The sequence below is a fragment of the Streptomyces sp. CNS606 genome, from assembly GCF_000426325.1.
Window position 1 is genome coordinate 1 of record NZ_AUFD01000045.1, and the last position, 11,764, is coordinate 11,764.

Genomic DNA, 11,764 nt, shown 5'->3' on the forward strand with positions numbered 1-11,764 from the left:
CTGCTCCCCGCACCCGCGGGGATGGTCCCATCTACCAGGCCCTCGCGCTGGTGGCTGTGTCAGTTACCGGGGATGTCGTTTCGACCTGAGTTCGGGAGTCACTCGAGGCGCTTTCTCATGATCAATGTCGATGAGAATTGATGTCACTGGGCGGCTGCGGCAGCCAGGGACTGCCGCAGCATGAGAGTGACGCGAGTATCGGAAGCGGCCGTGGCGCCCGTGTGGTGTTGGGATCTGGTCGCTTAGCCTCGGTCGGCCGTGTTCAGGTGGTGTTCCCAGGTGAGCAGGTCGTAGGTCCGTCCCTTGTCGGTGACGGCCTCGGGGGGCGCGTTGGATGGGCGGAAGCCAGCGGCTTGTGCGATGGCGATGCTGGGCTGATTGTCTGGTTCGATCTCCAGGATCACTCTCGGCAGGGCGACCGTGGTGTGCGCGAAGTCGGTCATGATTCGGAGCGCGCGTTTTGCTAGGCCCCGTCCGCGGTGGGTGGCTCCGACGATGTAGGCGATGCCGCCGGTTGTCTGATTGAGCAGGACTTCTCCGAGCGCCAGGCGCCCATCGGTGGTGATCGTCAGATGGATCCGTTCGTTGTCCCGCCGGGCCCGTTGTGCGCTGTGCAGGTAGTGCAGTGCGGCGGTCTGGTCGAACGGTGATGCCAACGGGGTCCGGTACGCGACGTCGGGGTCGTCGAACAGCTCTTGCATGACGGCGAGGTCGTCACGGTTCCACTCACGAAGTACCAGACCGTGCTCGGCGAGCCGCAGGGGATACGTGTCCATGACGACATGATGCTGGTGGTCGGGCGGGTCGTTCCCGCGTGGCGGCCGGTTCAGCTGGCTGTGCGATCTGCCTGCGCTTTTGTGTGTGCCAGGCGGTAGGAGTCGGTGCCGGTCTGGAGGATGGTGCCGTTGAAGGTGAGGCGGTCGACGATGGCCGCGCAGAGGCGGGGGTCGGTGAAGGTTTTGGTCCAGCCGCCGAAGGACTCATTCGAGGCGATGGCGACGCTGTTCTTCTCCTCGCGTTCGGTCAGGACCTGGAAGAGGAGTTCGGCGCCGCGGCGGTCGAGTTCCATGTAGCCGAGCTCGTCGATGCAGAGCAGGTCGACGCGGCCGTAGCGGGCGATGGTCTTGTTCAGCTGCTTCTCGTCTGCTGCTTCGACCAGCTCGTTGACGAGCTTGGTGGCCAGGACGTAGCGGACGCGGAAGCCCTGCATGGCTGCTTCGGTGCCCAGGGCGATCAGCAGGTGGGACTTGCCGGTGCCGGAGTCGCCGATGAGGCAGAGCGGTTCGCCCTTCTTGACCCACTCGCAGGTGGCGAGGGTGTTGATGGTGGCGGGGTCGACGTTGGAGTTGGCCTCGAAGTCGAAGGCCCGCAGGCTCTTCTCCCGGGGGAAGGCCGCGGCTCGGATGCGGCGCTCGGACCGGCGGCGGGCTCGGTCGTCGCACTCGGCCATCAGCAGCTCGGCCAGGAAGGACCGGTAGGACATCTGATCGCGGGCGGCTGCGTCGGCGACGTCGGTGAACTGCTGACGGATGGTGGGCAGCCGCAGCATCCGGCATGCCTGGTCGATGGAGGCGGTGGCAGCTTCTTCGGTCAGCCCGCGCTTGCGTCCGGTCATGATCCTTCTTTCTCGCCGGCCGTGCGGCCAGGCTGTTTGAGGAGCTGGTCGTAGCGGCTCACTGAGGGCAGCGGCCGGTCATCGGGCGGCAGGTGGGACAGCTTCCAGTCGGCGAGGAAGGTCACCGAGGCCCCGGACGATTCGCTCTTCCGGGAGCTTGCGGCCTGCGACCGGGCTGGACTCGGTGCGGGCTCGCCATCGGACTCGGCCAGCTTGCGGGCCTCCAAGGCGACCGCGTCGGCGGTGAGGGCTCCGGCCCGGTAGGCAACCGCGATGCCGGCGACGACCTGTTCATGGTCCATATGGCGGGCCAGCAGCAACACCTCGATCAAGGCGCGGGTGCCGGCCGCGTCACCGTGGGCGGCCTTCGCCGCGGCCCACCACTTGTCGTGCACGGGTGTGAAGCGACCCGCGGAGCGTGCCTGTTCCAGCGCCGTCGAGCCGGGGAAGGCACCCGGCTTGCGCAATAGAGCTTCCAGATAGTGGTCCAGGACCAGGCGGGATCCGTGCCGGCCGCCGAGACGCTCGTGCTGGGTGACCAGCTGCCGGCCGTCGAAGACGAGTAGGTCGTTGGCGTGCAGCAGCACCCTCAGCTGGTGGCCGATGAACCGGACCGGGACGGAGTAGGTGTTGCCGCGGACGCTGATCTGGCTGAACCGGTCGACCCGCGGGGTGAACCACCGGCCGGTCTCGAACGGCTCGGTCGGCAAAGGTCGAAGCAGGTGTTGCTCCTGGCGGAAGTACTCGCCGACCGGGCGGGTGCGGCCCCGCAACCGGCGGGCCTCGTCTTCCAGGTCCCACTGGTCGACCATGGCGTTCAGTTCGGTGAGCGAGGCGACCTCGGGCACGGGGACGAAGTGGTTGCGGCGGAAGTAGCCGATCTGGCCCTCGACCCCGCCCTTCTCGTGGGCGCCCTCGATGCCGGGACGGCAGTAGAACGGCTCGATCCCCCAGTGCTCCCGGAACACCGTCCAGCGGTCGGCCTCCACCCGGCCGCGGGAGAAGCCCAGAACCCGCTCGACCGCGGCCTTGAGGTTGTCGTAGCGGATCCGGGCGCGTGGGACCCCGCCCAGCACCCGGAAAGCGTGCACGTGCCCTTCGAAGAACGCCTCCTGACCGGCGGTGGCGAATACCCGGTGCACCGCTTTGCCGGAGAAGGACAACCGCAGCGAGAACAGGTAGACCTTCGTCAGCTCACCCGCCAGCACCACGTGGAACTCACCGAAGTCGACTTCCGCCTCGGCCCCGGGCAGATGCGTCTGCGGCACGAAGGCCGCCTGCGGCCCCACCCCTGCCTCGCGCCGCACCTGCAGCCGCCGGTCCTTCACGTAAGCGCGGACCATGGGATACGAGATGTCGACGGCCTCGTGCTCATCGACCAGGCGGTCGAAAATCCGCTGAGCGGTATGCCGCTGCTTGGCCGGCGCATCCAGATCAGCACGCAGGATTGCATCGATCACCGGCTTGTACGGATCCAGCCGAGACTCCCGACGCCGCGGAGCCTTGCGCTGCTGCGGCCACTGCCCATCCAGAGCACTACGCACCGTCCGCCAGGTCACGTTGTGCTTGCGCTGCAGAGCCCGCTGCGACATGCCCTCCCGGTGATCACGGCGGATCGCGGCGTATAGATCGACCTTCGACTGCGATTTCCCCATCGGCCCCCCAGCGGCAGAAGCACATCCACCGTGCCACCGCAAGGACCCAGGTGACTTCAAAACAAACTGACACGGCAAAGCCGGTCAGAAGGTGACTCCCACAGTCACCTCGGAACGACTCCCGCTCTCAGATACAAAGCCACGCTGGTCATGCGCGACTGCTCCCCGCGCCTGCGGGGATGGTCCCCACGTCAGCCAGGTCGAACTGGGCAACAACAACTGCTCCCCGCGCCCGCGGGGATGGTCCCCGATCGTCACGGCCTCCCGGGAGGCCGGTAAGCTGCTCCCCGCTCGCGCGGGGATGTCTGACGGAGGGGCAGCCGGAGCGGTGGTCTCCGCGTGAACGGGGGCCTGTTCCAGTGCCGTATCAGCAACGTTCGCCCCGTCCGGCGGGATGGGGTGGCGGCAGGTAGCTGTTGGACGGGGTCGGCGTAGTCTCGCGGGGTGCATTCTCGTCTGAGCTTCGAGAACCCTTCTGCGCTGCCTCACGAGGTGGTGGTCGAGACGATGGAGCGGGCTCTGCGCGACCGTTCGGCGGAGAGCGAGGCGGCAGGGGTGCTGGTCGGGACGGCGTTGAATGACGGTGACGCGGAGTTCGTCGAGCACTGGTGCGTGCAGGTCGGGACGCGGGCCGTGTCGGGCAGTCCGTTGCTCGGGCTGGCGGGCCTGTGCCTGGGACACGCTGCTCGACGCTTCGGACGCCTCAGCGACGCAGCCCTCGTGCTGGCGCAGTCGCTGGCGACGCGGGCCGAGGCCGACCCGACGGACGTGGACGGACGAGCCGTCGACGGCTACGACGACGTCCGGAGCTTCCTGCACCTGTGGTGACGACCGTTGTCGCCGTGGCGGGTCAGGCGGCGTTGACCCGGCTGACCAGGGCTTTGAGGCGCCTGTCCGCGGCGTTCTTGTTCCGCCAGATGATGTAGCGGCGGATCATGCTGCCCTGGGCCTTGGGGTGGGGTGGTCGGTGCCGTCGAGGGCGAAGTAGCGCAAGGCGGTGAACTGGGCTGGAAGCCTCGATCGGGTTGAGCCGGGAGCTGTTGGTCGAGGTGTAGGCGATCTCCAGGTTAGAGGTGGTATGTCGATCACATAGGCAGACACCCAGTCCATCGAGGTGCCAAGTGGCAAGATGCTACGCACGGCCAACTACTGCCGCACGAGCCGCGAGGGGAAAAAGTACGGCTTTGGCGAGGACGACTGAGAGACGCCCAAACTCTTCGAACCGTCTGCCCGCCGGGATGGTCCCCAGGCCAGGCTGGCGACGGGCAGCGCCACCTGCTGCTCCCCGCATCCGCGGGGATGACCCCGGTGAACTGGGGCGGCTCATCCAGGCGCTCTGCTCCCGGGCGGCCGTGAGCTCTCGCAGGCGGGCCTTCTGCTCCCCGCGCCCGCGGGGATGGCCCCTGCATGGTGCTCACCGAAGGATTCGACGCGCCGCTGCTCCCCGCGCGCGCGGGGATGGTCCCCTCACCCGGGGCTTCAACGGCTCGCCCAGCACTGCTCCCCGCGCGCGGGGATGGTCCCCAGACTGGGCGGGCACCGGGCGGGGGCCGCCGCTGCTCCCTGCACGCGCGGGGATGGGCCCCCCGGCGAGTGCGTGCAGTGCCGCAAAGACGCCTGCTCCCCGCACGCGCGGGGATGGTCCCTCGCCTGAGCAGCACGAAGGGCGCGCCCTCCGCTGCTCCCCGCACCCGCGGGGATGGTCCGGCACCGCCGGGGGACCCGGCCTTGAGCACCGCCTGCCCCCCGCAGGCGCGGGGAGGGCCCTGCGGAGGGCGGCCGGATGGTCCGGCCCGTCCTGCTCCCCGCGTGTTTTGGTCCGCGTCGGCTGGTGCACCAGCACCTGCTTCCAGGGCCTGTAGGAGATCGCCTCATCAGGTTGTTGGGATAGCGACGTGAGTTGTGCGCGCCGTTTGGGTCATGTTTGTGGGTGTGGCCAGTGCACTGGGCGGGGGCTGGTCCACCGCTCCGTGGCGGGGCATTCGCCGGCTCTCCCGTCGGCGTCCCAGTGTGCGACGTCTGCGGGGTGTGGTGGGGGTTCGACCGTTCGGTGGCCAGTGCAGTCGGGGCAGGCTCGGTGTCCATGCCGGGTGAACGCGAGCCGGGATGGCGGGGGTCACTTTCCAGGTGGCGCCCCGCACGGTGTCGTCCGCGGAGTGTTCTGCTTCCTGCGCCTGTGGCGGTGGCCTCTTCACGTTCGATGCTCGACTGCTCCCATAAGCAACGTCGGACACGAAAGACCTTCATGTTCTATTTGCCGGAATCGGTGAAAGTCGCTGGAAGCGCGTCATCGCGGTAATAGACTCGCAGGTCAGACAGTCTGCTCCCCGCATGCGCGGGGATGGTCCCATGCCGTTACGCATGTGAGTGGTGAGATACCACTGCTCCCGGCGCCCGCGGGGATGGTCCCGCCTCGGGAAGTCCCTCGGTCCGGCCGCCGGACTGCTCCCCGCACGCGCGGGGATGTTCCCGCCGAGGTCGGGCACGAGCAGCAGGCCGGCAGCCCCGCCGCGCTTCTGGACAGCGTCGTCGCGGTGGCCACCGGACCTGAATGTGCAGTGAGGAGTCCACTGAGCGGGCTCGCTGGTGCGGCCGGTGGCTGCTGGGCCTTCGCGGGCCCAGCTCACTGCTGCCCGGCGTCGCCCGGGGAAGTGGACCGCTCCGTCCGCCTCACACCACCGGCCCCGGCCGCGCGGGACTTGAGGAGTCTGGGATCGCTCCGTGCGCCCGTGGGCCGGACGTGGACAGCTGGTGACAGATGCGGTGCCACACCGATCGCTCCGTGCGCCCGTGGGCCGGACCCGCGTGCAGGGCGCCGATCCGCGTCACCCGGTGATCGCTCCGTGCGCCCGTGGGTCGGACGGACGTGTCATGATCGTGGACACAGGTGCCTCCGATCGCTCCGCGCGCCCGTGGGCCGGACTGCCCGGCGGCCTCCGGCACGCTCTGGCCGTTCGATCGCTCCGCGCGCCCGTGGGCCGGACACTTCCCGAGCTGCGGTTTCAGAACAGAGTTACTTGCTCGTAACCGGTGGGTGGGGGTGGGAGCGCCAGCGGATTGCTCCGCTGGGGTGGCACCGCCGGGGCGGTGTCTTCTCGCTTCGTCGCGGGATGCCTTCCGGCCCGTGGGCCGGTGGGTCTTGTTCCTGCTCGGCGAGCGTTTTGCGTCTCCCCTCTATCAGGGGCGACGGGTGGTGCGGTGTCTGCGAGGGCTGCGTGGGTGGCGATGTTGCGGGAGGCGTTGAGGTCCCGGTCGATGCGTAGTCCGCAGCCTGTGCAGTGGAAGGTCCTGTCGGCGAGTGTGAGGCGTGGATTTTGCCGTCCACACGCTGAGCAGGTCTTGCTGGAGGGCCACCAGCGGTCGAGGACCGCGAGGCGGGAGCCGTACCAGCAGGTCTTGTAGGTGAGCTGGCGGCGCAGCTCGCCGGGGGCGGTGTCGAGGATGGAGCGGTTCAGGCCGGCTTTGGCGCGCACGTTGCGGCTCGGGGCGTCGATGGTGCCCTTGGCGCTGCGGGTCATGCCAGCGACGTGCAGGTCCTCGACGGCAACCTCGGCGAACCCGGTCGCGAGTCGCTTGGTCAGCTGATGCAGCGTGCTTTCGCGCCGGACGGCGACTTCGTGATGGAGACGGCCGACGCGCCGGACGGCCTTCGCCCTTCGCTTCGACCCCTTCTGCGTGCGCGCCAGTGCCCGCTGCGCCTTGGCCAGGCGCTGGGCAGCGCGTCGCAGGTGGCGGGGGTTCTCGACATACAGCGAGGCCCGGTCATAGGGGTGGAGGGGTTGGGAGAGGGCAGCGAGGTGCTTGACGCCGAGGTCGACACCGACCCGTCCCCGTCTGCGCTGCGCGCGGGTGGAGCGTTGCGGTACTGACTGGTCGACCTTGCACAGGACGGAGGCGTACCAGCGGTGCCCGCAGCGGGCCACGGTCACGGACTGCACGACGGCCCGGCCGCGGTCGATGAGGCGTGCGAGGCGTTTCCCGAAGTCGTGGAGGCGGACTTCGCCGATGGTCGGCAGGCGCAGCCGGCGGTAGCCAGCCAGCCGGATGCCGGGCTTCTTCACGTCGTGGTGAAGGCGAAAGGAGTCGCGGGCGCGGCCCTTCTTCTTGAACCGCGGGTACCCGACCCGCTGCCCGGCACGTGCACCTGTGAGGGAGGAGAGCCAGTTCTTCCACGCGGTGTCCGCGTCGGCCATCGCCGCCTGGAAGCAGTAGGTTTTGACCTCCCACCACCACGGACAAGGCCGGCGCGGTCCCAGAACGCCGTCGGGAAGGTCTTGAACGCGGGAGTCACCCTTGAACGAGTTCAGCCGCTTCTGAATCGTGGGCTTCGTCGGCACCGGCACCCGCACCTGCTTGCGGGCCTGCTCCTCGGCTACTCCTTCGGCGAGGAGGGCGCCGACCTGGCGGCGCCACTCCCGGTGCGCGGCGACCTTCTCGCCCAGGGCCCAATTGAACGCCCACCGCGCCGCACCTGCGTGCTGCTGCAGAGCCCCGACCTGGGCGCGTGTCGGGTCGAGGGTGAACTTGAAGGCGCGCAGGACCTCCGCCATGCCGCTCACCCCTTCGCTCAACTTGCCGCCTACCGTGTGGAACTGACGGTACGAGGAGGCACTGACAATCGGGCCGCCCTTCGGCGCGGTGGCCGAAGGGCGGCCCGGCAGAGAGCCGCTTTACGCGGTACGCCCCAGACGGGAAGTAGTCGGCCCTGCCCGTCCGGCGCGCTCAGCAGCGAGGCGCCGGAGCGCACCGGCGCGGGAAACGTCTGCCTCCACACCGCGGGGCCCGGCCGGTTCCGCCTCGCGCAGCATCTCCTCCTCGGCGGCGAACGCGGCGCGGCGGTACGCGTCCAGGGCGCGGTCCTGCCGCTGGCGGGCCTCGGCGACGGCCCGGTTCACCTGCGGTTGTGCGGTCTTCGCCGCCTCGTGAGCGGCGAGCGCCTGCCGGTACCCGGCGCAGGCGTTCTCCCGGGTACGGACCGGTTCGGGCGGCTCAGTCGTCGCGGCTGCGGCGGCATCCGATTCGGTGGGGCGTCCACCGGTGACGGGGGAGGGCGCCGTCTTCCAGGCCAGGACACGGATCGTGCGGACGGCTTCGCGGCGGGCGTGTCGGTTCGCGGCCGCGATGAGCTGCCGGGTCATCAGCCGGGCCTGCGTGGCGTAGGCGGGGGAGTCGGCGCGCAGGTCCAGGCGGCCGGTCTCCGCGTCGTAGGCGTGGGCCTGGACGTGGTCGGCGAGCCGCGGTGCAGCAGCGGCGGCGATGTCGGGCCAGGCGTCGAGGAGGTTTCCGCCGGCGGCGGGGAGCTCCCAGGCCCGTTCGCCCAGGAGTGCTTGAAGGACGGCGCCGAAGCCCTGCGGCTCGCGGCCGGTGTCGCGGGCGGTGGTTCGGCGGCGTGGCCGGCGTGCCTTGGCCGCGGTGGCGCCGTTCTTCTTCGCGTTCGCGCGGGCCGCTTGGAGGGCGATGCGGGGGAGGTCTGCACCCGAGGGTTCCGGGAGGTCCGGCGTCCGCTCGCCGTCAACGGTGGGGTCGGTGGTCATCGCAGCAGTTCCCCCGTTCACCGTCGTCCCAGAGCGGACAGCCGACGGCGGACACCGCCGGCCTCGAAGCGGAGGACCCGCCTGACCAGCTCGGAGCCGAACACCGCCACGGCCGCCCCGCGGCCGAGCGTGGTGAGCATGCTGGTTACCAGCGTGGTGTCCCCGACCATCCACTCGCCCCACGCCTGGTCAACCAGCTCGGCGCGCTCGGCCGCACTCATGCCGCCGATGCCGTCGAGTCCGTCCTGCCACGCCGAATCGTAGGCGTCCGGGACGGACTGTGCCGGGCGTTGGACGGCGGCCGCGAACACGGACTCGACCTCCCGCCGCACGGCCCGGCCGAGGGGCGCCTGCCAGTCACCCTCGGCACGTTCCTGCCGGGCCCGGACCTGCCGGATACGGTGCCGACGCGCAGCCTCCCGGGACGCCTCCCACCGCTCCACCAGCACCTGCCGCTTGGCGGCGGTGTCGACGTGCTGCTCGACGCCGCGGACCCGGTAGGCCAGCAGCCCAGCGGGCCGGTGCGACCCGCGGTCCGGGGCCGGGGTGGTCTCCAGCCACGCCTGCACCTCGACTGCGCTCCACCCGGCGTCGGCGAGGTGGCGGACGACCCAGGCGACCTGCGGCACCGCCTCGCCGCGCAGCCACGGCACCTGGGCGACGAGCTCGGCGGCGAGCTGGAAACGGCGCCCGACCTGGTTCAGGCTCTTGCGGCCACTGGCAGTGCGCTTCGGTTTCTTCGGGGTGGCGGATTCGCTGGCCCCGCTTGCGAGCTTGTTCTCAGAGGGAAACCAGGTAGTACCCGCAGCAGAGGAAGTAGAGCAACCACCCCGCATTGGGGTGCAACGCGCCCGGCCCGCAACAGCCCCGGAAGACCCCTGCTGACCAGTCGTCCCGGAGGGCCTCACCGGACCACCAGACGCCTTCCTCAAGGACCGCCGCGACGTGCTGCGGACCTTCCGCGCGGCCTTTCTTCCCAGTTTCGCCACCAGCTTGCGGCCGGCCTCACCGTCGATGCCGGTCACCCGCCGCCCTGGCCCGTCTCCGATCGTGCGGATGCCGAGGGCCTCGTCGAACTGCGGCGGCACCACCAGCGCGAACTCCGACGCCCGCGCGGCCGCGCCGCGCACACGGGTACCGCGCTCGACGTACGCGAGCAGCCCGGCCTCCCGCAGCATCGCCAGGTGGTACTTCACCGTCCGCTCGGACAGGCCGGTGCGCCGCACGAGGTAGTCCACGCCGGGACGGCACGGGGACAGCTCGGCGCAGAGTTGGGCGACGCGCAGGGTTGTGCGGTCGAAGGTGCGCGGACCGGTGCGGCGCCGCGGGGTGTAGAGACCGGAACTGGCGACCCAGTGGACCGCCTGCATCCAGCTGTATCCGTCGCCGGCGACCCGGCACGCCGTGGTCGAGAGCCATTGCCGGGCCGCTGGCACCCACAGCGGCGGCAGCACCGCCGGGTCTGTGTGGTCCGGGGTGGTGGTGGGTGCCCGGCGCGGTGCCGGGATGGACGTCTTCGGTGTGTGAGCCGGAGGGCCGGGCGCGGTAGAGGCGCCGTTCGATGGTCGGCTGGTGTGTGCGGTACGCACGCGTGTGGTCTCCCCGAGTGATGAGGGGAGCCGTGGACGGAGTGCCGGAGGATTGAAAAACAGACAAATCGCGCACTGGTGGTGTGCACGTGCACGACGTCTGCGTATCCTGAGCGCAGGTGAGGCCACTTCCGATTGGAAGTGGGCACCTGCGGTTGACGAGACCGCTCACGACTCGATTGCTTGGTAGGCGCTGAGTCGACTTGGACGGCCGTTCCTGTTTGCCGACAGGGCGGCCGTCGTCTTTTTCTACGTCACGAGTCCCTCCCCGCGGCTTTCGGGTACTTCTCGGCGAGACGCTGGAGCAGGTGGCGGTACGCCTCAAGGTGCCGGCGTTGTGGAGTGGTCTGGCCCAGCTCCCAGCGTGTGACGGCGAGCCGCTTCACTCCGACGGCTTCGGCGACCTCGGCCTGTGAGAGGCCGGCTGCCTTGCGAAGTTGCTGCCGGATGTGAGGGGCGGGTAGGGGGTCACGGTCAACCAGGGCGTCGACCCGCTCGATGGGGTCTGCCATAGAGCCACCTCTCCGAGTGATTGACGATGCCAAGAAAGATACACAGTTAGAGGCGTCTCTGCGGGCTGAAACACGGTCGTCATCACAGAAGTTGAACGAGATCCCGAGCTGGTGGGCCATCAGGAGCCACCTGCCCGGCCGCGGTAGTAGGCGGCGAGGACAGCTTCGGCTCCAGACCCCTGGGCGGTGACGATCCGCTGGCAGCGGGCGCTGCGTAGGTCGCCGGCGGCGCGTATGCGTAGGTGCTGGACGTCTGGGGGGCAGTAGCCGTCCTCGTCCTGACGCAGTCCCTGCAGGGCCGCTGGTCGGCTTCCGAGGTTGTTCATCATGCTGGTGGCCGTGTACGCGGACACTCGCCCGTCCCGGTCCTCCGCTGCGATGACCCAACCCCTATCGGCAGGGAGGGCGGTGACCTCGACCCTGGCTACTTGGAGCAGCTGTACGCGCGGGTCGTCGGTGACTTCCGCCGTCTTGTAGTCGTCGCCGGGGGGACAGAGCACGTGCAGGTCGGTTGCCGTGTTGGGGTGGACGCGTAGCCAGGTGCCCAGTGGCCGGTCGGCGCCCAGCACGAACGGGCTGTCGCCCAGCTCGGCCGGGGGAGTGCGCCACAGCATCGGCGGGGCGAAGTCGGCCTCCGCCAGCAGCCATGCGGCGTCGGCGGGAGCCATGGCGGACACCCCCGTAGCCGCCACGACCGTGCCCGCGGTGATGACTCGACCGTCATCGAGGACGAGCTCGGCGCGCTCGTCCGTTGCGCGGACGGCCGTGGCCGCACCACCGATGAGTTCGCACCGCCCGTCGGCCTGGATGCGTTTCAGGTCTGTGCGCAGCGCGTCGGCGAGCGCCCGCCCACTGCTCC

At 69.9% G+C, this 11,764-nt stretch carries 9 protein-coding genes, 1 pseudogene and 1 CRISPR repeat array; of the genes and pseudogenes, 1 reads left to right on the forward strand and 9 read right to left on the reverse strand.

Annotation, left to right across the window (positions count from 1 at the left end; genetic code table 11):
• Nucleotides 1–242: 242 nt before the first annotated feature.
• From K304_RS0120170 to istA, 3 genes are read right to left on the reverse strand one after another with little or no spacing between them, the layout of a single operon-like run.
• On the reverse strand, nt 243–776 hold the full coding sequence (locus K304_RS0120170; RefSeq protein WP_027765210.1) for a GNAT family N-acetyltransferase: 534 nt from the start codon (nt 774–776) through the stop codon (nt 243–245).
• A 50-nt stretch (nt 777–826) separates the two neighbouring features.
• Complete coding sequence (gene istB, locus K304_RS0120175) at nt 827–1,615, reverse strand: IS21-like element helper ATPase IstB (protein ID WP_027765211.1); 789 nt, start codon at nt 1,613–1,615, stop codon at nt 827–829.
• Nucleotides 1,612–3,270: an IS21 family transposase gene (istA, locus tag K304_RS0120180; RefSeq protein WP_027765212.1), complete on the reverse strand. Its 1,659-nt coding sequence runs from the start codon at nt 3,268–3,270 to the stop codon at nt 1,612–1,614. The genes istB and istA overlap by 4 nt, the downstream gene beginning before the upstream one ends.
• Nucleotides 3,271–3,714: 444 nt before the next feature.
• Here istA and K304_RS0120185 point away from each other — a divergent pair, with 444 nt between their 5' ends.
• On the forward strand, nt 3,715–4,098 hold the full coding sequence (locus K304_RS0120185; RefSeq protein WP_486591750.1) for a hypothetical protein: 384 nt from the start codon (nt 3,715–3,717) through the stop codon (nt 4,096–4,098).
• A 22-nt stretch (nt 4,099–4,120) separates the two neighbouring features.
• On the opposite strand, the pseudogene K304_RS34160 reads toward K304_RS0120185, so the two are convergent.
• From K304_RS34160 to K304_RS0120215, 6 genes and pseudogenes are all read right to left on the reverse strand, one after another.
• Nucleotides 4,121–4,342 (reverse strand): annotated as a pseudogene (locus K304_RS34160) (transposase); the annotation flags it as partial.
• Nucleotides 4,343–5,982: 1,640 nt separating this feature from the next.
• Nucleotides 5,983–6,254: direct repeats of the CRISPR family, unit length 28 nt; unit sequence GATCGCTCCGTGCGCCCGTGGGCCGGAC.
• An 18-nt stretch (nt 6,255–6,272) separates the two neighbouring features.
• Nucleotides 6,273–7,820 (reverse strand): RNA-guided endonuclease InsQ/TnpB family protein, encoded by a 1,548-nt coding sequence (locus tag K304_RS30215; protein WP_051308658.1) that lies wholly within the window; start codon nt 7,818–7,820, stop codon nt 6,273–6,275.
• 120 nt (nt 7,821–7,940) lie between these two features.
• Nucleotides 7,941–8,804 (reverse strand): DciA family protein, encoded by an 864-nt coding sequence (locus K304_RS0120200; protein WP_027765214.1) that lies wholly within the window; start codon nt 8,802–8,804, stop codon nt 7,941–7,943.
• A 17-nt stretch (nt 8,805–8,821) separates the two neighbouring features.
• Nucleotides 8,822–10,174, reverse strand: coding sequence for a helix-turn-helix domain-containing protein (locus K304_RS0120205; RefSeq protein ID WP_486591751.1), 1,353 nt, complete (start codon nt 10,172–10,174; stop codon nt 8,822–8,824).
• A gap of 473 nt (nt 10,175–10,647) precedes the next feature.
• Nucleotides 10,648–10,905 carry a helix-turn-helix domain-containing protein gene (locus tag K304_RS30220; RefSeq protein WP_037791283.1) on the reverse strand — a complete coding sequence of 86 codons (258 nt, stop codon included), beginning with the start codon at nt 10,903–10,905 and terminating at the stop codon, nt 10,648–10,650.
• A gap of 119 nt (nt 10,906–11,024) precedes the next feature.
• A partial coding sequence (locus K304_RS0120215) for a hypothetical protein (RefSeq protein ID WP_027765216.1) occupies nt 11,025–11,764 on the reverse strand: 740 nt, incomplete at its 5' end.